Here is a 21,597-nt window from a genome sequence, read left to right on the forward strand (position 1 = left end):
CGTTTTCGTTAGCTGACATTGAGTCTCCTGGTCGATAGTTCTACTGGGTGAGCTGGTACACACGCTGATAAGAGACGCCACGCACTACGCCGATATCGCGGATCGTGTAGCCGTCCGTCTCTTGGCGGCGCGCGACAGCGCGCCGGAGCCGCCCGCGGAACAGTATTTATCCGGACACAGAGATATCCGTTCCTCGGGCTAGGCGCTCTGTCTGAGCGTGATACTTGGCATGGCGCTCCGCTGTTTCAATGATGATCGACCAAGGCGAGCCGTCACGCCTCGATAACATCGCCGCGTTTTGCCAGACGTATAGCCACAGGCCGCACATGGCCTCGTCGGCCGCGGCCGGGGACTTCAGATAGTGATTGCAGATCGCAAACGTCGGAACACACAACTGATCGTAAATCAGGCCGAACGCAGCCTGACTGCCCGAAGCCATACTCAGCATCAGCTTCTGCTGATCGGATACCCCGGTCAATGGCGTCACCACACTATGCCGCTTCGAACGCCCACATCGCACATCAGTGCGCTACACAGAGAACCTCCGCTGCTGGAATGCGTCGGCTCACGGCAGCCGAGAAGCAAAAGGTTGTGACCGGTCGATCTACACCCGACGCCGGTTGAGGTGCCAGGCCCGTAGCACGCGCCGCCGGCCCATTCCGGCCCCACTCTTGCCGTAAAAACCACGCCCTTTAGAGGGACGTGACCCGACTGCAGCTGAATTACCGTCGACATGAACGCTGCAGTGTTTCCTCCTGCTGGATACAAAACCGAATTCCCCCAGTTTCCCCTGACGCTGCCGGTATTTGCCGACGGTGCACCGATGCGTGCACTGCCCTGCACACAACTCACCGTACTCCTGGGCCCACCGAGAGCCCTTCCGATCGCGACTGACGTCAACATCAACGGTGACCAGCTCGTCGATGTCGACCAGAGCAACAACTGGCATCTCGATTCAGGTATCCCGGCCGACGAACAGACTGACGAGGCCACCTATGCCAGCGACGACCTCGACCGCAACCATCTCGTCCATCGCTAGGACCCGGTCTGGGGCGGCGCCGCAACCAACCAGGCAAGCTAGGGCCGACACCTTCGCCTACACGAAAGCCGCCCCGCAATCCGGTTATTCAAGCAGTCGAAATCGACGGCAATCTTCCGCCACTTGAACCCTCCCGGAGGCTCCAGAGGCCCACCATGAATATCGCCAGCCTCACCGGACTCGACCTGGCCGATCTGTCCAATCTGTCCAAAGCGGACGCCTGGGAGCAAGTTGCGAACGCTCAATACTCAAAACGAGGCGGCAAGCTAGGCGCGCCGTGACCGTCGAGAACTGCGCACCACTGATGGAGCGCAGCCAGGATTTGACAGAGCGTCGCGTCAGGGTGTCAGCTATGGGCAAGCGCGGGTTTGAGTAAGAAGACACTCGCGTGTAGGAGCGCTCATGACGTTACACAGCCACGTCGTCCTAAGCCACGTCGCCCAATGACCATCATTGCCACTCCGCGCCAGGTTTTTGACCTGGTCGACTCTTTGCTTTCGGACACGTGGCCCGTTCTTGACCAGGACGCCGTTGCTCTCCTCGAGAGGCACTCCTGCGACGTGCTCCTCGCGCATCGGAACCGGGAGCGCGCGGTTCGGGTAGGGCGTTGGCACTGCCCCGAGCTGGACGTGTGGGGTGCGTGGACGGCATGTCCCCCGCACGGGATCGGGCTCAGCGTTTACCTCCTAGATACCACCGCAACGGGCCCAACTACCTCGCCAGGCTACGGCGCCCTCATCAACGAGTTCACCACTCGGCTGGGAGCACCGGAGATCATCGACCGCAATCCCCGCAGCCCGCACACGATGTGGAGTCGAAACCACCTCGCCGTAAGCGTGGACTCATACGCCCAAGAACAACAGTGCCCCCAAATCAAACTATCCATCCAACCAGTTGCAACAGCCCTCCCCCACGAAGTCAACAACGCACCCCACCACCTCGATAACCACCACAGCCACGGCAATTGAAGGCTCGGGATGGATTCGACCCCAGCCAGTGGACATCTACCGGGGTGCCTATTTCCGTGGAAGCCGCTCAGGCCCGGGTACGCCGCCGTTAGCTCTCTTTTAGGGCTGCGGCATCGGCTTTCATCTGGGTGCCCTAGATAGAAGATTCTCTGCAAGCTGGAGTCGTCTTCCGTGGGCTGACGGCTACAGCTCGTTAGGGTATCGGCCTGCCAGCCGGACAAGCCCAGTGTCCTGTGGGATGTGCACCTCGACGTAGATAACGAAGTCGCAGCCCGACGCATTACTCTCAGTCCATGCCACGACTCGCTCCGGGGTCGCCTTCAAGTCCGCGACAAGAACATTGCCGACCGACGTGCCGGCCGCAAGGCAAGCAACCCTGGACTTTTAGTTCAGGCGAGGGCGCTCAAGCGAACCTTTCAATCGTTCCATCTATAACGAGAGCCCGTGATGCACGACACCATCAGCGATGTCATGCAGCTTCGAACTGCTGGCGCGCGCGTAGGTGCGGAGCAAGGAGAAGGCTGCATCAATGGACACCCCGTGGCGCTGCGCCAAAACACCCTTAGCTTGCTCGATGAGTATCCTGCTCTTCAGCGCTTGCTGTAATTGACCGTTCACCGTACCTTGATTACGGATGGTTTGTTGCTGGACGAGGCTGATCGTCGCCACTTGAGCCAAGGCCAACGCCAACGCTGCGTCCTGGTCGCTGAACGGTTCGCGGACGGAACTAAAAAGGTCAAGGCTCCCGAAAGTGTGACCGCGCAGGCGCAAGGGGAAAGAATGCGCCGCATCGAATCCCCGCGACAGGGCAATCGCAACAAACTGAGGCCACCGTCCGGCCTCTTCAGAGAGATCAAAAACCTCTACAGGTTCCCCGGAAGCGAAGCAGTCCAGACACGGGCCTTCATTGTAACCAAGCTGGGCCTCTTCGACCTCGCTCGTACGCTCGTTCGAAGACGCCACAACGTGAAGAACACCACCGCTATCGGCTAAGAGAATTCCGGCGTCTGTCGCCGGCGTGAATTCGGTGCTGGCCTGGACGAGGATGTCCATGGTGTCGACGACGTCGCGGCCCGCACATACTGAGTCAGCGAGGAGCACAAAAACGTCTGCAAGATCAACTTCGCGTTGTGAAGACGCCATGCATCCAGAGAGTATAGTGCGATCACGCCGGCCGTAAAGGGGTTGCGCTCCACAGCCAAAGGCCCTATATCGATCATCGGACTGTGCTGCTGGTTCAGCCTGGCTCATTGACCTGAGCAGTCCCGTTCGTCAGCCCATCGATCCACGACTGGACAGCCGAAGTCCCCACCAGCACGCCCCTGTCCTCACCGAGCCCGTTCACGGGCAACCCGTTGAGGGCCCTATCTGACCGCTATCCGAGCTCAATCGCTAGACGATCGTGCAACAGCCTTGAGCGATCAAAATGACGTCGACGGTCCGTGATCTGCAGCGATCATCCCTATCGACGTCACTTCTTTCGACGTACTTCCCGCGCCTCACCGTTAGAATCCGAAAATGGTGGTCCCCCGAGTTGCGGCAGCGGCGCATATTGCGGGAGCCTTAGTCTTCGGGCTTGCCGGATGTACAGGTCAGGTCTAGCTAGCCACTACGTTCACGAATGCTGCCGAAGACCACGGATATAACTGCACTGACACGGTCCCGCCCTAAGAAGCAGTACGCGAAATGGTCACCTGCCAGTCGACTAACGGTCGTGTTCTGCTAGTCACTTTCGATAACGGCGCAGCACTCAGAGCCAGCGAAAGGGCCTTCACTTCAGGCGGTTCAAAGGACCAACACTCTGCCACCTACGGGAATCGTTGGCTGGTTGTTGGATCGAACGAGTCCGACGTCACGGATCTTGCCGAGACGCCGGAATAAGGCCGTGGCCAACGAGTAAGTAGTAGGCGACGACCCTCCCCAGCGGGATATTCTCCGTCATGCCTGTTCGATAGGGGATCGTTCCGCGGCCAGTGCCCCGTGGCTTACGCTGTGGGCCGGCGTGCGCTATTTCAACTGCCGGTGGCAGGCTGGCGGGCGCGGTTCTAACAGGACCGTCATGCCTTCCTGGTGATACTTCGCGCTTTCCTTGACCTCTCTTCGGGTGCCGTCCGAGACTAGGGTCGGGCCTTACAACCGAGTGGGGCAGAAAGCAGACACACCGTGACCGATGAGGCCCAAGAACAGTTCAAAAACTCTCCCAGTTGGGATAACCCTCAGGTGCATCAAGCGACCGGCGTTATCGTGGCGCAAACCAGCGCCTCCCCCAACGAGGCGCTAGGCCTCCTGATCGGGTATGCGGAATCGACGGATGCCTCTGTAGATCAAGTAGCGGCCGATATCCTCGCCTACAAGATCACGTTCACCTAAGCACTCAACCGCCTATCTGCGGCCACCACAGGTAGGTGCTCTCTGCTTTCACCCCAGCAGGGAGCCTCTGGACAACTATGGGCGCTATGCTCTCTCAAGCTCATCGGCCGCTGCCCGAAAAGCCTGAGCGAGGTTTCTGTGCTCGCCTTCCCCGGAAAGCTGAATCGTAAATTCTCTAGCCGAGTCGAACTCTCGGATCTCCTCACCCAACCAAATATTTCCTGCCCCCACGTCGAAACGCACCGAAGAACTCCCTGAGTTCCCATTCAGCGCGGAATTCCGGGTCCCAACCACATCCAACTCCGCAAACCCAGGAAATCTGAACTGCGTTGTTCGGGGATAGTCATTACTCATGGAGAGAGCATGGCATCTTCAAACCATGCTCATAGGGCGGACCACCTAACGGCCGCTTCGCCATGCCACCGCGTGAGCAACGCCTGCACAGACCTACAGGTCGCCTATCCGCCCGACAGGCAATAGCCGTGCACAATCGTGACGAACGTCAGTCAGCGTTGCGGCTCATCGTCGCTCTCGCCGTCCTCGTCGTGTCGGGGTGGCTCATAATCGTCAGTGGTGCCTTGGGTTACTTCCTTGACGCCGGCTAGCCTCATCCACGAAGGCTCAGAGGAGTGACTGAAACGCCCGATAGGGGATCGTCAAGCGACCACTCCCCCGGCCCCGCCCGGATTGGTGTGACTGTTAACGCTTTGTGGCGGCATCCTGTGATCGCCTTTTGACGCCACCTTCCACGTGCGAACGGTTGCGGGCTGCCATTTCCATCCCGCTAACCTTGCTCGGTGTTGTCGCGTTAGGCGAGGAAGGCTGCGAGGTCAGCTTCGAGTGCAGGCTTCGGTTTCGCTCCAATGATGGTCTGCATGACGGTTCCGCCACGGTAGACCTTCATCGCCGGGATGGAGGTGATGTTGTATTTCGCCGCGGTCTCGGGATTGTCGTCGACGTTCAATTTGACGATCTTGATCTTGTCCGCGTGCTCGGTGGCGATCTGGTCGAGGATGGGCGAGACCGCGCGACACGGGCCGCACCACTCAGCCCAGAAGTCAACGAGGACGGTCTCGCCGGACTTCAGGACGTCGGTGTCGAAGGTGGAGTCGGTCACTGCTCGTACGTTGCTCATTGCTTTGTCCTTTCAGGACTTGTTGTTGTGGGGCGGGATGGAATCAGGCCAGGACTGCGTCGGAGGGGGTCCCGGACGCTTGCCGCAGGAGGTCTTTGCCGATGCCGGACAGGTAGTGCTCGGCGTCCAGGGCGGCGACGGTTCCCGAGGCGGCGGCGGTAATGGCCTGCCGGTACGACGGGTCGATGACGTCTCCTGCGGCAAAGACGCCTGCAAGGTTAGTTTTCGAGGAACGTCCGGCGACGGCGATGGTTCCGTCGGTGGTCAAATCGAGCTGGTGGTGGACGAGGTGAACTCGCGGGTCGTTGCCGATCGCGACGAATAGGCCTTCGACGCGAAGCATCGTTACCGATCCGTCGCCGGTGTCGGTGAGCTGTACACCGACGGCCTTTTCATCACCGAGGACCTCGGAGACGGCCTTATTCCAGATGAACTCGATCTTGTCATTGGCGAACGCGCGCTCCTGCATGATCTTCGATGCGCGGAGGGTTTCCTTACGGTGCACGACGTAAACCTTGCTGGCGAACCGGGTGAGGAACAGGGCCTCTTCCATGGCGGAGTCGCCGCCGCCGACGACGGCGACCTCCTTCTGGCGGAAGAAGAACCCGTCGCACGTCGCGCACCAGCTCACCCCGCGCCCGGAGAGCCGTTCCTCCCCGTCGACTCGCAGCTTCTTGTAGGCCGACCCCGTGGCGAAGATCACTGTAAGGGCTTCTTCGACGTGGCCGGATCCGAGGGTGACCGTTTTGATGTCCCCTGTAAGGTTGACAGAGACGACGTCGTCGAGGAGGATCTCGGCTCCGAACTTCTCTGCCTGCTCCTGCATCTTCTGCATGAGGTCGGGTCCTTGGAGTCCTTCGGGGAAGCCGGGGAAGTTCTCGATCTCGGTGGTCTTCATGAGTTCCCCTCCGGCTTCGACCGAGCTTGCGACGACGAGCGGCGCTAGTCCGGCGCGACCGGCGTAGATCGCCGCAGTGTATCCGGCGGGGCCGGAACCGATGATGATTACTTGACGCATGATGTTCCTTTCGATGTCCGCTTGCGCGGTTCGGGCCATCCAGTGTGAGAGTGGCAGGGGGGGGTTACTTGCCGAAGTGGGTGTGGACGGCGTCGAGGATCTCGGAGGGCTCGGTGCGCGTGGTGTAGTCGGGGTGCACGTCGATCCACTTGATGGTCCCGTCGGCGGCGACGAGGACGGTGGCTGGCATGCTGAGAACAGCGGTCCCGTCCGCATTGACGCTCTCAAAGTCGAGGCCCACGGCGGTGGCCGCGTCAGTCTCTTCGGCGGTAAGAACGTTAAGGATCCCCAGCTGACGGGCGATCTGGTTCGCCGGGTCGGAGAGTACGGGGAAGGACAGGTCGTTCTTCTCTTGCATGGTGAGGCTTCCGTCCGGGGCCTGGGGGCTCAGGGCGATCAGCTTGACACCGAGGTCCTTCAGCGGATCGGTCAGCGCGTCGTTGTAAGTGCGGAGAGCGATGTTGCAGTAAGGGCACCAGGCGCCGCGGTAGAAAATGACGACGGCCGGTTCGCCGCCGGCGGCGGCGGCGGCGAATGATGTCTCCTCGCCGTGGGCGGTGAGCAGCTTTCCCTCGGGAAACGCATCCCCCACGATGGAGACGCCGGCGGGGATGCCCGCTGCTGCCTTCTTGGCATTCTCTGCGGCGAATACGTTGCCGGCGGGCGACTCGGTGGACTCGGCGTTGAAGACAGTTACTTGCTCTTTAATGGACGTGTTGGCGATCGACATGTTGGACCTTTCGATTGAGACCGGCACTCGTTTATACCGGCTGGTACATTCTTAGAGGAGAAAAAATGTACTAACAAGTACAAACCGTGTATTGTTTTCGACATGAACACGAAAGCCACTCTCCGCCGGCCGACGACGAAGAAAGGCCAGGCGACGCGCGACCGGATCGTGGCCGCCGCCGCGACGTTGATGCACGATCGCGGAGTCGCCGGAACGAACTTGGACGACGTCGAGGGCCTGGCTCGGGTGGGCCGGTCACAGCTGTATTACTACTTCCGTGCGAAAGACGATCTTGTCGATGCGGTCATCGAATACCGGTCCCAGGCGGTGTCGTCACCGCCCGCCGAAGCGGGCACGTTGTCGACGTGGGAATTCTGGGCCGCATGGCGCGACAATCAGATCGAGCACAGCGCAGAACACGACTGCGCGGGTGGCTGCCCGCTCGGGTCACTCGCAAGCGAGTTAGCCGACATTTCCGAGGACGCCCGCCTCCTTCTGGCGGCGGGTTTCACCCAGTGGGAAGACACCTTCCGGGAGGGCCTTGACACCATGAAGAGCACAGGCTTACTGCGTGAGGACGCCGACCCGGCTCGACTAGCGCGCGTTATCATAACGTCGCTCGAGGGCGGCCTGCTGATGAGCCAGACGCACCGGGACAAGTCGTTCCTCGAGGTGGCGCTCGACGGGGCCCTCGGATATGTGCGGCACTTCGCCAGATAGCCGTCACCGCCATCAACAGGACGGGAAATTTTCGCGGCGGCGACCACAGAGATGACCCTCCCGTCGGCCACGCAAAAACACCTGACTCTTCGATCCCGCCGCCTCTCCCGGTAGCCCTCGAGGCTGAAGCCGTGGGCACGTTCCGGATCCGATCAGCAGCCGCCCAGGGCATGGCTAGTTGGCGGCGTTGAGGGTGGCCGGGACGTTGGCGTGGGAGTGGATGGCGTCGTACATGCTGTACTCGCTGAATTTGTGCATGTCGAAGTAGTCCGGGATCTCGGAGTCCGTCAGATCTTTGCTCTTGGCCTCGGCTGCACGAGCCGCACGCTTTTGAGGTAATAGAACGAGTAGGTGATGTCTTCTCGTCGCATCGTCCTGCCCTAGCAGCTGTTGATCGTGGTGTTCTTTCCGACAAAGTAGCGTCGCGGCGATGTGTTGCGAGGGATTCCCCGCCGCTGCCATGCCTCAAATTGGGGAATCTTCCCCGAGAGGTTTCCTAACCGCCAGCGGATACGAGAAACCGGCTGCACACGACCAGGGCGAAGCCCCTCTATGGCAACGAGCCGTGGGCGAGGATTGCGGCCCTTAGATCGCGGGAGCGTCGCGCGTTCATCTCGCGCACGGCCATGCTGACCATCGGTTAGCGTGGCGGTTTCCTTCTGCTTACCTTAGGACGGCGAGGGAGCGGAAGGAGCGCCGATGGAGTGCCGAACGACGAAAGACAACGTCGACTCCGCGTCATTCCAAGACGTGAGAGGGAAGCCAAGGTCAGATCCTCCCAGGAAGGTCAGCCCAGTCGCGCCCGCCAATCGGTCGCCAATCTGTGTCAGTGCAAGCAAGATCGACTGGACGGCGTCGATACCATGCGCAGTGCCTGTGACGTCTTCAGCAAGGCCGTGGATGCGGTAGGTGCAGGACCATTCAGCCGAGTCAGTGGCGGCAGCACGTGGAGCATCAACGAAAACGTGGACATCACCCCGAGGGGACGACAAAGTTCTTGAAAGAATGGTAGTCATGTCGCCACTGTACGCGACCGACGCGGAAGCGACCAGGTTCGTCGGCGCGACCCGTTCGAGCGCTCCGGCGACCGCAATGGCAGCCGGCCGCGGACGTGCTGGGGACCTCGATCTGAAGATTCCCAAGCGCCGTGCCGGCTCGTTCTTCCCCGCACTCCTGGGGCGGCGCCGCCGGGTGGATCAGGCGTTGTTCCCGGTGGTGTTGGAGGCCTACGTCCAGGCCTCTCGAGACGAAAAGTCGACGATCTGGGCAAAACGCTCGCTGCTAACACCGAGAGCTCGGCGCGGACAACGTGATGACGAACTCGGTTTGCCCGTCGGCGCTGGTCACGGTCAGTGCCCCGCCGAGCCACTGGCTGAGACGGCGTGCGATGGTCAGCCCCAAGCCAAGGGGTCCGGTGTGTCGCTGGTTTGGATTGTGGATGTCCTGCGCGAATGGTTCGAAGATGGACTCCAGTGCGGATTCGGCGATTCCGCTGCCCTCATCGTGCACCCTGACCTGAACCGAGCCGGCTCCCTGCTCGATGCTGACCAAGACGGTAGTACCGGCGCCGGTGTATGTGGTGGCGTTACTGGTCAGGTTGAGCAGGATCTGTCGCAGCGATGACTCGTCGCCGTGCAGGAGGACCGGCTGCTCCGGAATGTGCAGCCGACAGGTGTGATCGGGGTAGGTGACCCTCGCGTCGGCGGCGACCTCAAGGACCAAACGGCTGACATCCATCTCGGTGGCGGCGAGGTCGGCGCAGCGGATGGCTCTTCACGAGTATCGGCTCGGCTCGGGTTACCTCCGCGATCGGTTCGCATGGGCTCGTGCCTTCATGCGGTTGCCGCACGTGGCCATCGAGCACCACTTCGCGGTGCCGGGGCGGCTGTGATCGACGAGGAAGAGGCGGCACTCGGCGTTGGCGCAGGGGCGCAAACGACCTGGGCGGCGCGCGTTCACACTCGACCAGGCGAGTACGGCTTCCACCGCGAGGCGGTCGTCGGTGGGAGCCTGAAGCTGCCAAGCCACGCCATCTGGCGTCACGTGCGGGATGCGGACGGCGCCCTCCACAATGCGGGTGAGCTCCTCGACAGCCGCGGGCGCGTCGCCGCGGATGACTGTCTGCAACGCGTCGCGGGCCTCACGCAGGCGGCCCAGCTCGCGCGTCGTGCCGAATCCACCCCAGCTTCGCGTCAGCTCGCGCGCGTCAGGGCCTTCGAGGTCGTCTGTTGGGCGGCCGTCGAGGACCGGCGCGCTGTTGAGCACCGCCAACAGCAATTCCTCGTCGCGATCCACCGCTCCCCCGCTTTCTCCGCACCGGACGGCGCGATGAATCCATGATACCGTCTGGCTAACCAGTAAAACAATTCAAAGGAGTTATCTATGGTCCAGGTCCACCACCGCACCGTCTCCGTCGATGGGCTCGACGTGTTCTGGCGAGAGGCCGGGCCGGTCGATGCACCCGTGCTCCTACTGCTGCACGGCTACCCGACGAGCTCACACATGTTCCGCCACCTGATCCCGGCCCTGGCCGACCGCTACCGGGTCATCGCGCCCGACCACATCGGGTTCGGACGCTCGTCCGCACCATCCGTCGACGAGTTCGACTACTCCTTCGCCGCCCTCGCTGGCGTCACGGGCCGGTTCCTCGCCACTATCGGGGTAACCCGGTACACGATCTACGTACAGGACTACGGCGCCCCCATCGGCTGGCGGCTGGCGCTGGCCGACCCCAACTCTGTTGAGGGCGTTATCTCGCAGAACGGCAACGCCTATGAAGAGGGCTTCGTGCCTGGCTTCTGGGATCCCATCTGGGCCGACGCCGCCGAGCGCACGGCCGCGACGCGTGACGCACTGCGCCCAGCCCTCGGCCGCGACGCCGTCCAGTGGCAGTACACCCACGGCGTGCCCGACACGACGACCGTCGATCCCGACGCGTGGGAACACGACCTCGCACTCCTCGCCCGACCCGGCCAGGACGAAGTGCAGTTAACGCTCTTCCGCGACTACGCGACCAACCGAGCCCTATACCCGAACGTGCACGCATGGATTCGCGCCTCACAGGTGCCGGTGCTCGCGATTTGGGGCCGGAACGACGAGATCTTCGCCGCCGCAGGAGCCGAAGCCTTCCTGCGTGACGCCCCGCACGCCCGCATCGAGCTCCTCGACGGCGGCCACTTCCTGCTCGAATCACACCTCGACGAGGTGAGAACCGCGATCACGTCCTGGCTCCCTGCGAGGTAACCCGACGTCCGGCTCGGCACCGTACCGCGCAGCGTGCTGAGCCGGAGCCCGCTAAAGAGATCAATCCACGGTCGCGGCGTCGCCCCGAAGCACGTCTCGGTTGGCGATCGTCTACCGGCCACTCCCCCTGATCGGCAACACGCCCTGTGACTTTCGGCGCTATGTGGCGGCGTTCTGTGATCGCTCTTTGGCGTATCGAACTGGACGGAGACGACCTGGTCGAGGTTGATCCACACGTCGTCGGTGCCACCCGTGGGGCGGGAACGGTCGCGCTCGTAGCTGGTCATGGCAAGTTTGATGAAACGCATAAGGGCGTCCTCTCCAATAGCGGTCCTCGAGCGCTAAGCCGGGCCGCCGCCTGGCCGACGGCTGACGTTAGGTCCTGTGGAGAACTTGCCCGGGTGGGGGAGGAGGCTGCGACCGCGCCCGAGAGAGTGGGCGCGCAGGCACGGGAGCGAACTACGATGACCAGCCAGACAGACAAAAAAGTGCCTGAATCAGCTTCATCCGCGCAGCGGCTCCACAGTGTTTGCGTTTCTGAGGTTGCTATTGCCGTGTCAGTAAACTCCGGGCATGACAGTGACCGAGAACACAACCACCCCGATTGAGCTAGTCGGTCCTCTGGGGCACACCGATCGCGGTCGAGCGATTCGAGGATGGCTGCGGCTGCCCCACCCGCGCCCCGATGTCGAAAAGCACCAGCCCTGGTCCCTGACCGGCACGCTATCGGACGCTGTCCTCACCGAGTTCCAACACTGAAACTCCACCGAGCGTCCAGCCGTTTTCAGCGTGGGCTCACGACGGTTACGCGGCATCGTTGGTGCGGTATGTCTTTCACGCCATGCTCGCCGAACAATAGGTTTGTTGATTACTCCGTCTGCCGCGTGCCTCTACACGCGGTGGCAGTTGCCAAGACTATGGATCTGTTCATCAGGCGTTGCGTCCCTACCGCGTCATGGCGATCGCCGCGAAGCCGACGATCGCGGCGGCCGCGGCGGCGAAACCAAGAAACGCGTACTGGAGTCCCTTGTGACTACGCCCACGTCGAAGCAGTGCTTTGTGCCCCATCTGCTCGGGGCGAATTTTGGTCACAGTGCAGCTTACGCCGTTAGGTCTCGCCCTCTTCATGGGGCAACAGTTCATCCACGCCGACCAGCACCACCACGGGCGGTGTTGTGTTGGACCTTTCAGGCATTGGTTTCTCCGGCTCCACTAGCTCTTACGCCGGGATGGGTTCAACCTTTGGTGCTAATCGGGAAGGAGCCTCCAGCTCCACGAGATGGACATCGAGAGTTAGCGGCACCGCTTAGATGACGTATACACGGGAGCTGCAGATCGCGCACAGCCTCTACGCGGCATCCCCAAGGTACTGCCAGCGGCTTTCCGGGTTGAGGTTACCGGCCGCGACCAGCTCGAGCGCACTTCGGTGGTCGGCCAGGTTGTTGCTGGTCCTCGGATACCGCGGCCACATCCGCTCCCCAGCGGCACTCGCTTCGAACAGCGGCCGGCTCGCCATATGAGGGCGCTTAGGACGGTGACGGGGAGGGGTGTTCACGGTACTGACTTCGGCTTGCCACCACACCCACACCTCCCGCTCCACCCGATACCGCTCCGCACGGATGTTGCCCGGGGCCCGGATATCCCGCGCTGCCGTCCGGCGCAGCGGAAAGCCCCTCGCCGCACGCGATACCGCCCGGGGAGCTGCGCTGATGCTCAGCGCAGCTCTTGGATCACATTTCGTCGCCAGACTTGCATGCCCCGCGTCCCGAACTTCATCGTGACTGCCACCGGGCGACTAACAGCGCTTGTCTCGTAACCTGAGCGCCTCGTACCGCATGGGATACAAGACGCTGACTACCCGCACTGAGCCAACGTGGGTAACCAGATCGATGCGCCAAGTAGCGATCACCGAATGCCGCCACATAGTGCCCAAAGTCACACATGCACGGCATCGAGCACATCCTGACCAACCCGCGCACCCGCGAGGCGAAGGAGATGGCCCGCCTGGCCATGCTCTTCCTGCGGCCCAAGGTGCGCGGAGAATCCGGCGAGGTCGGCTAGTTAGAAGGGCTGCAATCTCGACCGCCGCCCGCTGAAATTGCAGGACGACCTGTCCGGTAGCCGATCAGCTTCTGGGCGAGCCACGGCAACGCCACGTTGCAAGATTCTGGCGAGAGTGATCGACTCCTGGAAAGGAAGGCCGACGAGATCAAAGAATGCCAGCAGAAACCTCGTGGCAGTGATTCACACCCTTGAGCACGCGATTCGTGCAGACCTCGGTACCGCGTAGTCCGAACTGGCCAGACTAGCCAATCGTTTCCCTGAACCTTGCCAAAAGACGGGTGTGGGGGGCGTGGCGCTTGTGCCGTCGATAGCTGTCCCAGCCAAGACAGCTCCGATGGCCAAGATGGCTGTGACACGACGACGTGGGCAAGGGTGCTTCGTCGAAAGCGAGGCTGCGTTCCTAAGAATGAACCGGGGATTTGGGGCGGATGCTATTTCACGCTGCCCGCGGACAAGCCGGAGACGATGTAGCGCTGTAGGAATAGGAACAGGGCAACCACAGGCAGGGCTGCCAGAACCGACCCGGCGGCGAAGACCCCCCAGTTTTGAGACTGGAACCCGGAAATGAGCGTGTAGAGGCCGAGGGCGAGAGTCTGATCATTGGTGTCGGTAAGCAGAACGCTGGCTATGACGAACTCGCTGGTGGTGCCGATGAAGGACAGCAACCCCACCACGGCGAGGATCGGGGTCACTAGCGGAAGCACGATGGTGAAGAAGGTGCGCGCATGGCCCGCCCCGTCGATTTTCGCCGCCTCGTCGATAGAGGTGGGGATCGTGTTGAAGAACCCGTACATCAGAAACGTGTTCACGCCCAACGCGCCGCCAAGGTACACCAAGATGAGACCGGGGGACGTGCCAAGCCCGATCGCCGGGAACACGTCAGAGATTCCTACCATGAGCAGGAAGATCGCGACAACGGCGAGGAACTGCGGGAACATCTGCACCAGCAGCAAAGTCAAGAGTCCCACCCGGCGTCCGGTGAACCGCATTCGCGAGAATGCGTACGCCGCCAGCGCCCCAAGGAACACGGTCGCCACACTACTGACGATGCCGATGACCATCGTGTTCAGAAACCACCGGCCGAACGGGGTGGCCGGGTTGGACAGCAGTCGCTCATAGTTGCCGAGGTCGAAAGATTCAAACAGGTGGTTCGAGCCAGTGAGAGTGCCGGTGGGGTTGAAGGAGACCGACACGATGTAGAGCAGTGGGAACAGTGCGAACGCGCACGCGATGACACCGACGAGGTACCGCCAGCCAGTGTCGGCGAACCAGCGGCCGAGGCTTTGCCGGCGGACTGAGTTCTGGTGGGTGGTCATCAGTTGATCTCCTCGAGCGAGCGGGTGCGGCGGAAGCTGACGATCGACACGACCGCGACGATGATGAAGATGAGAATGGCGAAGGCGCTGGCCAGGCCGTAATCGCGACCGCCGCCACCCCCGAACGCGACTTTGTAGACCACCGTGATGAGCAGATCCGTGGCACCGATGTCCAGTGTGGTGTCGGTGAACCGCGGCCAGCCGCGGGTGAGCATGTAGATGACATTGAAGTTGTTGAAATTGAACGCGAATGACGCGATTAGCAACGGCGCAATGGAGACCAGCATCAGCGGGAGTTTGATGGACCGGAAGATCCGCCAAGCACGTGCCCCGTCTACCCGGGCTGCTTCGATCACGTCGTCCGGCAAGGACTGTAACGCACCGGTGCACACGAGGAACATGTATGGGAATCCCAGCCACAGGTTCACCACGAGCACACTGATCCGCGCCAACCAGGGGTCCGCGAGCCACGGGATGTCGGCACCGGCGAAGAAGGTTTGGTTGATGAATCCGAACTCGGTGTTGAGCATGCCTGCCCACACGAGACCGGACAAAAATACCGGAAATGCATAAGGGAGGATCAGGATGGCGCGGAAGATCTTCCGGCCACGCACCCGGGGGTGATTGAACACCAGCGCGAGGAATACTCCGACTGCGAAAGTGAGTGCCACGGACAGGAACGCGAAGGCAAACGTCCACACGATGACCCGCAGCAACGGGTCACGAAGCTGGTCGTTGGTAAAGGCTTGAGCGAAGTTGTCCGCGCCGATGAATACCCGCCACCCCGGGTTCAGTGCGGCGCCGTCGCTGGAGCGGAAGGTGCCCTCGCCGTCGTCAGCATAGGTGCCGCCCGTGGCGGTGTCGGTGAACGTATCTGTCGTCTCGTCATACTCCAAAGCGGACGCGAAGACGTACGCGCTGGAGCCGTCCGGGGTGCGAAGACTGCCGTCGTTGAGGTCGTCAGAGATCGGAACTACCACCGCCAACACGTCTGCTTGACGCTGCACGACGTCCGCGAGAGTGAGCTCTGTCCACCCGTCCGGGGCGGCATCAACGGTTTCGAGCGGTTGCTCGCTTGTGCCGAACAACAGTTCGCCGTCCGGGTCCTCAACAAGCAGTGCCAGCCTGTCGCCTTGCCTGTAGACGTTAACGCCATACTGCGGGGAGTCGGGCACGCGGCCCTGGGCGGTGCGGATGATCTGCTCGATAGCGTCTTGTTTGGTGCTGTTGTGCTGGTCACCGTAGTTCGTGAACGCGATGTATCCGGTGTAGACAACCACGAGCACCTGGAACACCACCAGGAAAATCAGGCCTGGTGCCAGGTACTTCGCCGGCAGCATGTCACGCTTGAGATAGATGATATTCAACACGATCACCACGGCGGCCAGGATGATGCCGATGACCACTTGGTCCAGGGTGATGAGAGTAAATACCGCGAACGCGCCAATCGCGTCCAGCATAGCCAGGAGCACTACCTTGACTGCGAGTGCCCACCATCCAGACGAGTGTCTGGGCTCAGAGGGTCTGCGCGCCGGCCGCTTCGGTCGCTGTCTACCCCTGTCGGACACCGCGTCGGTGAGCGCGCGGGACACAGCCGAGGTCTGCGAGGTGTTCATCGGAAGTACTCCAAATCGATGGTTCGTTGCAAGGGGAGGCAAAACGTTCGCGGGGCGGGGCTAGTTCCGCCCCGCCCCGCCTCATTAGCCGCCGATCTGGGCTTGAATGTTTTCCGCGGCCTTGGTCCACACCTCGGCCGGATTGCCCTCGCCACGGATGAGGGTCAGCTCAGCGTTGCCCCAGTCCGACCACACCGATCCCATTTCCGGAATCGAGGGCATCGGCAGACCGGTCTTTCCGATTTCGCCGAACGCTGCGACATCGGGGTCCTTTGCCGCGACGGTGTCGTAGGCGGAAGTCAGTGCTGGCGGACGCCCGCCCACTTCGAATAGGGCGAGCTGTGCGTCCTCGGTGGAGAGGTAGTTGACGATGAAGTTCGTCGCGGCCAACGCGTTAGTGGACTTGCTGGACAGAAAAAACCCATTCACTCCAACGAACGGTTGGGACTCTCCGCCTCCGGCGCTCGGGATCGGGTCGACGACGTAGTTGATGCCGGCTTCCTTGATGGTTGGAACGTTCCACGGTCCGGTGAGGTAGAAAGGTGATTTCCCATCGATAAAGAATTCCCGCGCCCGATCCCCGTCAATGTTGATGTTGATCACGCCGTCGGCGCTCCACTTTTGGAGCGCCTCAGCGAACCGGACACCGTTCTCGTCGCCCAGGACCAGCTTTGATGGGTCGTAGGTGCCGTCCGCGTTCCGTGCAAATACCTGAGAACCAAACGAGGTTTGCAGCGGGTACAGGTGGTACGGGTCGCCCTGCTCCGGCGACAGCCCCACCAGGAACGGGTATTCAGTCCCCGCAGCTCGCCCGGCCGCGATGAGATCATCGAACGTGGCAACAGGCTCCGCGACGAGGTCCGCGTTGCGAAGCAGCCCGACGTTTTCGATCGAGTACGGCACCCCGTAAACGGCCCCGTCGTAGGTCATCGCCTGGATCGCGGTCTCAGCGAAACCATCCGCCACATCACCGAGCTCGATCGGGGCCACCACACCAGCGGCAACGTACGCGCCGAGCTTGTCGTGCGGGCTCACGATGATATCTGGCCCCTTGCCGGTCGGCACCTGGCTGATGAAGTCCTGATCAACGGTGGAGAAGTCCTTCGTGACCAGCTCCACCTCGATCCCGGTTTCCTTCGTGAATGACGCTGCCGGCTCTTCGAGCGCCGGTTTCCGCTCGACGTCCACCCACACCGTGATCGGTTTGCCAGATCCGCCCGCTTCGGTGGAGCCTTCCCCCCCGCTCGCGGAGCAGCCGGACAGTACCAGCGCCCCGAGCGACACGATCGCGACCCCAGCGGTCCTTGCTTTCCTCGTCAACTTCATCGGTGACCCCTTTTCCTGTGTATCCACTTCGACGACTCGCACGACCGGATTAGTCTTGCAAACGCTTCCAAGATTTGCAGGCCGGACGCAAAACCGCAAGCACCAATTCCCGTGATTGTTGCGCGGAAACGCTTCCACGCTAGTGTGGTGTTATGCAGTCCAATTGGTGGCACAGTGCCGTGATCTATCAGGTGTATCCCCGCTCCTTCGCCGACACAGACGGAGACGGTGTCGGAGACCTGCCTGGCATCACCGCGCACCTTGACGATCTTGTCGACCTGGGCGTGGACGCCGTGTGGGTGTCGCCGTTCTTCACTTCCCCACAACGCGATGCCGGATACGACGTCGCCGACTACTGCGACGTCGACCCGGTCTTCGGCACACTCGACGACGCCGACGCGCTCATCCACGCGGCACACGAACGTGGCATCCGACTGATCGTCGATTTGGTGCCCAATCACTCCTCCAGCGACCATCCGTGGTTCCAGGAGGCGCTCCGTGCTGCACCCGGCAGCGCGGCCCGGGCCCGCTACGTCTTCCGCGACGGGCGGGGCGAGCACGGAGAGTTCCCGCCGAACAATTGGCAGTCGGTGTTCGGCGGCCCGATGTGGACGCGAACGGCCGAAGCGGATGGCACTCCCGGCCAGTGGTACCTGCACATTTTCGACTCCTCGCAGCCCGACTTCGACTGGACCAACCCCGAGGTAAGAGACCTGTTCCTAGGTGTGTTGCGCTTCTGGTTGGACCGGGGTGTCGATGGGTTCCGGGTCGATGTTGCGCACGGCCTGATGAAGGAGCCCGGCCTTCCCGACGTGGCAGAGCCGGAAGCGGTTGCTTTCGGGGCCGGCCCTGCGACCCTCGAACCCGCAGTCAGCGCCCCCGTGCAGGTCCCCTATTGGGGGCAAGACACCGTCCACGAGATCTACCGGGAATGGCGTGCACTGCTGGAAAGCTACCCGGGCGAACGAATTCTCATTGCCGAAGCGTGGGTCGATCCGCTCCCCCGCCTCGCCGACTGGGTACGGCCGGACGAAATGCACCAAGCGTTCAACTTCGCCTACCTCGAGACCCCGTGGGCAGCACGCCCCCTGCGGGAGATCATCGACGCCTCACTAGCCACTTTCGGAAGCGTCGGCGCGCCCAGTACCTGGGTTCTTTCTAACCATGATGTCGTCCGCCACGCCACCCGTCTGGCGCTGACCTTCGACAATCCCCAAGGCCATGGCATTGGGCTGGCCACCCCCAACTTGCCAGAGCCCGCTTCGGCCTTGCAGCGGGCGCGAGCCGCGACCGCGCTCATGCTCGCCCTTCCCGGCTCGGCGTACCTCTACCAAGGCGAGGAACTCGGGCTACCCGAAGCGATCGAACTGCCCGACCATGCCCGCCAGGACCCGACCTGGTTTCGCAGCGACAATCAACGCTACGGCCGAGACGGCTGCCGCGTTCCGCTCCCGTGGACCGCTCACGGCGCAACCTACGGCTTCAGTGCGAGCAAGCACAGCTGGCTCCCCCAACCTGAGCGGTGGCGCGATCTCGCTCGAGACCTGCAACGCGTCAGCGACGACTCCACCCTGAGCCTTTACCGGCACCTACTCGCGGTGCGTAAAGACCTACAGTTGGGTTCCGGTACCGTTCGTTGGCTGGACTCACCCCGGCCTGACGTCCTGGTGTTCCAAAATGGACTTGCCGTCATCATCGCCAACACCGGTGACCTACCAATCACGCTCCCCGAAGGCGACATCCTCGCCTGCAGCGCACCCGTCGAGGATGCAACACTGCCTGAGCACGCCACCGCCTGGTTACGCCTAAGCAACACTGTCTCGCTACCCTTGCCCTAACCGAGTCCCGATCGACAAAGGAGTTCCCGTGGCCGACATCGCCGACGTCGCTCGCTACGCCGGAGTGTCCATCTCTACTGTCTCCAGGGCCCTAAATGGCAAGAGTGCCTCGGACCACACCCGCAAGAAGGTTATCGCCGCCGCCGCAGAGCTCGGATACGTCGTCTCTTCCAGCGCCGCCAGCCTCGCTCGCGGCCGAATGAACACCATCGGTTACATGGTCCCCTTCTTCGACCGCTGGTACTTCACGTCTATCCTCAAGGGCATCGAAGCAGAACTACTCGAGCACGGCTTCGACCTCACCCTCTACGACCTTCAGGGCGTCGATCAGCAACGCGAACGCATCTTCGCCACCTCGCTCCGGCGCGCCAGCGTCGACGGCCTCATCGCCGCCAGCATCGAGCTCGCCCCACACGAGATCCAAACTCTTCAAGACCTCGGCAAACCCGTTGTCAGCATCGGCGGCACGATCGAGGGCGTGTCCACCATCGACCTCGACAACCTCGCCATCGCCCGCCACGCCACCGAACACCTCATCAGCCTCGGCCACACCCGGATTGGGCACATCGGAAATGGCAACACCCTCGGCTCAGCCTTCCACCTCGGCGACACTCGATACCAAGGCTGGGAAAGCGCCTTCCAGACCGCCGGGCTCACCGCCGACCCTGCTCTTTACCGCGAATCCGATTTCGACATTGCCTCGGGCTACGCCGCAGCGAAATCCCTCCTCGCCATCAACCAACCAACGGCCATCTTCGCAGCCTGCGACGAAATCGCTATCGGCGCTGTCCTGGCCGCGCGTGACCTGGGATTCCATGTCCCCCGGGATCTGTCCATCATTGGCATCGACGACCATGAACTCGCCGAGTTCTTCGGCCTGACCACGATCGCGCAAACCCCCGATCAGCAGGGCCGACTCGCCGCCGGCATGCTCCTCAATCTGCTCAATCAACCCAACACGTCCGCTCAACACCTTCGTCACCAAACAAGCTTGGTTCTCCGCTCGTCTACCGCTAGACCCACCGCAGGCCCCTAACCACGTAGCGCCAGTCTTGCACCATGATCCCCGACCGCAACGCCGCCATCGCGCCAGACCTGTTAGACCAGGACTTCATTGCTCCGGCGCAATGTCGTGCGTTCAACCAAGGTCGCGATCGCCGAGCCCGACGCAGATCCGACGATCAGATCGCCCTCCCAATGGCCGGCGACCAGTCGGTCGTTGGCCTCTTTGGGCCGTTCGCTCAACATCACCTTGTCGCGGATTTTACCCGTCGCGTTCAGCTGTGTTCCCCGCGGTTTCCGGGCTGACCGGTCCCGACGCAGGTGCCGGTGCAGGCGCACTCCGACGTAACCGCGGCTCTGAACGTAGAGGCTTTGATAGATCGACTCGTGCGATACCTGCAGCTCGGCCTGGCCGGCAAACACGACCGCGAGGTCGTCACTGATCTGCTGCGGACTCCAGTTCTTCCGCAACCGTTCTTCAACGACAGCTGCAAGCTGCCGGTCGTCGAGCTTGCTCGGCTTGGGCCGGCCCGCTCTGATCACGCATCGTTTCTGCGCGGCATAGGGCCGGTAGCTGCGCGTTGTCGGGTGGGAGTTGCGACGCAGCTCCCGGCTGATCGTCGACGCGGAGCGCCCCAGATCCCGTGCGATCGCGCGAACGCCGGCGCCGCCCAGCCGCAGATCCGCGATGCGCAGACGCTCTTCCTGGCCCAAGTAGCGCCCTGACGACGCCACGGCTGGGACGGGTATTCGCCCGCCGGCGGCCTTGATCCACCCGTATCCCTGTTTGCGATTCACTCCCAAAGATTCACATGCGGCCGCTGCCGACATCCCCTCGCGCACCCGATCCCAGAACAGGTTCTCGCGTTCCTTCATGACCGCTCTCGACGCCATCACCAGCACCTCACTCATACGGTGTTGCTACGACCCATTGAAGCCGCCCTACGGATGGGAGACAGGTCCAGATACGAGACAAGTGAGGTGCGGCTCGTTCACGCGAGTAGGCGATCTTCGACGTCTCGAAACCCATGTGTTTCGACACTATGACGTTTCGAGACACCTCTCACAGGAATGGGACTCAAGGGCGGCTCAGCGGTCCCTCCCGAACAAGCCTTCCGCAAGAAAAACAGTGATGGGTCGACTACTCCGACTGCGAGAGCGCTCGCTCCCAAGCCCTTTGGTTTCGACGGACGTACTGGGCCGCTTCTCGCC

20 protein-coding genes and 1 pseudogene are annotated in these 21,597 nt (G+C 62.2%); 8 read left to right on the top strand and 13 right to left on the bottom strand.

Annotated elements, in window-relative coordinates:
* Positions 1-166: 166 nt before the first annotated feature.
* Positions 167-487 carry a hypothetical protein gene (locus tag E3O57_RS04645; protein ID WP_166804758.1) on the bottom strand — a complete coding sequence of 107 codons (321 nt, stop codon included), beginning with the start codon at positions 485-487 and terminating at the stop codon, positions 167-169.
* A gap of 246 nt (positions 488-733) precedes the next feature.
* On the opposite strand from E3O57_RS04645, the gene E3O57_RS04650 reads away from it, so the two are divergent.
* Positions 734-1,039, top strand: coding sequence for a DNA/RNA non-specific endonuclease (locus tag E3O57_RS04650; RefSeq protein WP_133159812.1), 306 nt, complete (start codon positions 734-736; stop codon positions 1,037-1,039).
* A 155-nt stretch (positions 1,040-1,194) separates the two neighbouring features.
* Positions 1,195-1,320 carry a hypothetical protein gene (locus tag E3O57_RS19145; RefSeq protein WP_255455732.1) on the top strand — a complete coding sequence of 42 codons (126 nt, stop codon included), beginning with the start codon at positions 1,195-1,197 and terminating at the stop codon, positions 1,318-1,320.
* Positions 1,321-2,436: 1,116 nt separating this feature from the next.
* On the opposite strand, the gene E3O57_RS04655 is transcribed toward E3O57_RS19145, so the two are convergent.
* Positions 2,437-3,150: a GAF and ANTAR domain-containing protein gene (locus E3O57_RS04655; RefSeq protein WP_165787975.1), complete on the bottom strand. Its 714-nt coding sequence runs from the start codon at positions 3,148-3,150 to the stop codon at positions 2,437-2,439.
* Between the two features lie 1,020 nt (positions 3,151-4,170).
* Between E3O57_RS04655 and E3O57_RS04660 the strand changes: the two genes are divergently transcribed.
* Complete coding sequence (locus E3O57_RS04660) at positions 4,171-4,377, top strand: ANTAR domain-containing protein (protein ID WP_088458183.1); 207 nt, start codon at positions 4,171-4,173, stop codon at positions 4,375-4,377.
* 808 nt (positions 4,378-5,185) lie between these two features.
* Here the strand turns inward: E3O57_RS04660 and trxA are convergent.
* From trxA to E3O57_RS04675, 3 genes are all read right to left on the bottom strand, one after another.
* On the bottom strand, positions 5,186-5,512 hold the full coding sequence (gene trxA / locus E3O57_RS04665; protein WP_103479734.1) for a thioredoxin: 327 nt from the start codon (positions 5,510-5,512) through the stop codon (positions 5,186-5,188).
* A gap of 43 nt (positions 5,513-5,555) precedes the next feature.
* Positions 5,556-6,530, bottom strand: a complete 975-nt coding sequence (trxB, locus tag E3O57_RS04670) for a thioredoxin-disulfide reductase (protein ID WP_103479733.1) — start codon at positions 6,528-6,530, stop codon at positions 5,556-5,558.
* A 64-nt stretch (positions 6,531-6,594) separates the two neighbouring features.
* A complete protein-coding gene (locus E3O57_RS04675) occupies positions 6,595-7,260 on the bottom strand; it encodes a peroxiredoxin-like family protein (protein ID WP_103479732.1) in 666 nt (221 codons plus the stop codon).
* A 102-nt stretch (positions 7,261-7,362) separates the two neighbouring features.
* Between E3O57_RS04675 and E3O57_RS04680 the strand changes: the two genes are divergently transcribed.
* Entirely contained in the window at positions 7,363-7,980 is a 618-nt protein-coding gene (locus E3O57_RS04680) for a TetR/AcrR family transcriptional regulator (RefSeq protein WP_103479731.1), read from the top strand.
* Between the two features lie 174 nt (positions 7,981-8,154).
* Here the strand turns inward: E3O57_RS04680 and E3O57_RS04685 are convergent, their stop codons facing one another.
* Positions 8,155-8,442 (bottom strand): hypothetical protein, encoded by a 288-nt coding sequence (locus tag E3O57_RS04685; protein WP_103479730.1) that lies wholly within the window; start codon positions 8,440-8,442, stop codon positions 8,155-8,157.
* A 573-nt stretch (positions 8,443-9,015) separates the two neighbouring features.
* Here E3O57_RS04685 and E3O57_RS19205 point away from each other — a divergent pair.
* Positions 9,016-9,266: pseudogene (locus E3O57_RS19205) on the top strand (transposase); the annotation flags it as partial.
* Here E3O57_RS19205 and E3O57_RS04695 read toward each other — a convergent pair.
* Positions 9,262-9,717, bottom strand: a complete 456-nt coding sequence (locus E3O57_RS04695; protein ID WP_103479729.1) for a sensor histidine kinase KdpD — start codon at positions 9,715-9,717, stop codon at positions 9,262-9,264. The pseudogene E3O57_RS19205 and the gene E3O57_RS04695 overlap by 5 nt on opposite strands.
* Before the next feature lie 60 nt (positions 9,718-9,777).
* Positions 9,778-10,275 carry a CGNR zinc finger domain-containing protein gene (locus E3O57_RS04700; protein ID WP_103479728.1) on the bottom strand — a complete coding sequence of 166 codons (498 nt, stop codon included), beginning with the start codon at positions 10,273-10,275 and terminating at the stop codon, positions 9,778-9,780.
* 87 nt (positions 10,276-10,362) lie between these two features.
* On the opposite strand from E3O57_RS04700, the gene E3O57_RS04705 reads away from it, so the two are divergent.
* Complete coding sequence (locus E3O57_RS04705) at positions 10,363-11,223, top strand: alpha/beta fold hydrolase (protein WP_103479727.1); 861 nt, start codon at positions 10,363-10,365, stop codon at positions 11,221-11,223.
* A gap of 945 nt (positions 11,224-12,168) precedes the next feature.
* Here E3O57_RS04705 and E3O57_RS18610 read toward each other — a convergent pair.
* The 4 genes from E3O57_RS18610 to E3O57_RS04720 form a co-directional block, all read right to left on the bottom strand.
* Positions 12,169-12,315: a hypothetical protein gene (locus E3O57_RS18610; protein WP_165787973.1), complete on the bottom strand. Its 147-nt coding sequence runs from the start codon at positions 12,313-12,315 to the stop codon at positions 12,169-12,171.
* 1,403 nt (positions 12,316-13,718) lie between these two features.
* Entirely contained in the window at positions 13,719-14,603 is an 885-nt protein-coding gene (locus E3O57_RS04710; protein ID WP_103479725.1) for a sugar ABC transporter permease, read from the bottom strand.
* The gene (locus E3O57_RS04715) at positions 14,603-16,219 is read right to left on the bottom strand and encodes an ABC transporter permease subunit (RefSeq protein WP_103479724.1); all 1,617 of its coding nucleotides are present in this window, start codon (positions 16,217-16,219) and stop codon (positions 14,603-14,605) included. The genes E3O57_RS04710 and E3O57_RS04715 overlap by 1 nt, the downstream gene beginning before the upstream one ends.
* Positions 16,220-16,303: 84 nt before the next feature.
* Positions 16,304-17,545: a maltose ABC transporter substrate-binding protein gene (locus tag E3O57_RS04720; RefSeq protein WP_103479723.1), complete on the bottom strand. Its 1,242-nt coding sequence runs from the start codon at positions 17,543-17,545 to the stop codon at positions 16,304-16,306.
* A gap of 152 nt (positions 17,546-17,697) precedes the next feature.
* Between E3O57_RS04720 and E3O57_RS04725 the strand changes: the two genes are divergently transcribed.
* The gene (locus tag E3O57_RS04725) at positions 17,698-19,383 is read left to right on the top strand and encodes a glycoside hydrolase family 13 protein (RefSeq protein ID WP_103479722.1); all 1,686 of its coding nucleotides are present in this window, start codon (positions 17,698-17,700) and stop codon (positions 19,381-19,383) included.
* 28 nt (positions 19,384-19,411) lie between these two features.
* A complete protein-coding gene (locus tag E3O57_RS04730) occupies positions 19,412-20,419 on the top strand; it encodes a LacI family DNA-binding transcriptional regulator (protein ID WP_103479721.1) in 1,008 nt (335 codons plus the stop codon).
* A gap of 62 nt (positions 20,420-20,481) precedes the next feature.
* On the opposite strand, the gene E3O57_RS04735 is transcribed toward E3O57_RS04730, so the two are convergent.
* Positions 20,482-21,297, bottom strand: a complete 816-nt coding sequence (locus tag E3O57_RS04735) for an IS30 family transposase (protein WP_103479720.1) — start codon at positions 21,295-21,297, stop codon at positions 20,482-20,484.
* Between the last annotated feature and the right edge of the window lie 300 nt (positions 21,298-21,597).

This window comes from Cryobacterium sp. TMN-39-2, assembly GCF_004402745.1.
Lineage (GTDB): Bacteria > Actinomycetota > Actinomycetes > Actinomycetales > Microbacteriaceae > Cryobacterium > Cryobacterium zongtaii.

Coding starts and splice junctions, on each gene's coding strand:
- E3O57_RS04650 (WP_133159812.1), top strand. CDS start 734: ATGAACGCTGCAGTGTTTCCTCCTGCTGGATACAAAACCGAATTCCCC.
- E3O57_RS19145 (WP_255455732.1), top strand. CDS start 1,195: ATGAATATCGCCAGCCTCACCGGACTCGACCTGGCCGATCTGTCCAAT.
- E3O57_RS04655 (WP_165787975.1), bottom strand. CDS start 3,150: ATGGCGTCTTCACAACGCGAAGTTGATCTTGCAGACGTTTTTGTGCTC.
- trxA (WP_103479734.1), bottom strand. CDS start 5,512: ATGAGCAACGTACGAGCAGTGACCGACTCCACCTTCGACACCGACGTC.
- trxB (WP_103479733.1), bottom strand. CDS start 6,530: ATGCGTCAAGTAATCATCATCGGTTCCGGCCCCGCCGGATACACTGCG.
- E3O57_RS04675 (WP_103479732.1), bottom strand. CDS start 7,260: ATGTCGATCGCCAACACGTCCATTAAAGAGCAAGTAACTGTCTTCAAC.
- E3O57_RS04680 (WP_103479731.1), top strand. CDS start 7,363: ATGAACACGAAAGCCACTCTCCGCCGGCCGACGACGAAGAAAGGCCAG.
- E3O57_RS04685 (WP_103479730.1), bottom strand. CDS start 8,442: ATGGCAGCGGCGGGGAATCCCTCGCAACACATCGCCGCGACGCTACTT.
- E3O57_RS04695 (WP_103479729.1), bottom strand. CDS start 9,717: ATGGATGTCAGCCGTTTGGTCCTTGAGGTCGCCGCCGACGCGAGGGTC.
- E3O57_RS04705 (WP_103479727.1), top strand. CDS start 10,363: ATGGTCCAGGTCCACCACCGCACCGTCTCCGTCGATGGGCTCGACGTG.
- E3O57_RS04710 (WP_103479725.1), bottom strand. CDS start 14,603: ATGACCACCCACCAGAACTCAGTCCGCCGGCAAAGCCTCGGCCGCTGG.
- E3O57_RS04715 (WP_103479724.1), bottom strand. CDS start 16,219: ATGAACACCTCGCAGACCTCGGCTGTGTCCCGCGCGCTCACCGACGCG.
- E3O57_RS04720 (WP_103479723.1), bottom strand. CDS start 17,545: ATGAAGTTGACGAGGAAAGCAAGGACCGCTGGGGTCGCGATCGTGTCG.
- E3O57_RS04725 (WP_103479722.1), top strand. CDS start 17,698: ATGCAGTCCAATTGGTGGCACAGTGCCGTGATCTATCAGGTGTATCCC.
- E3O57_RS04735 (WP_103479720.1), bottom strand. CDS start 21,297: ATGAGTGAGGTGCTGGTGATGGCGTCGAGAGCGGTCATGAAGGAACGC.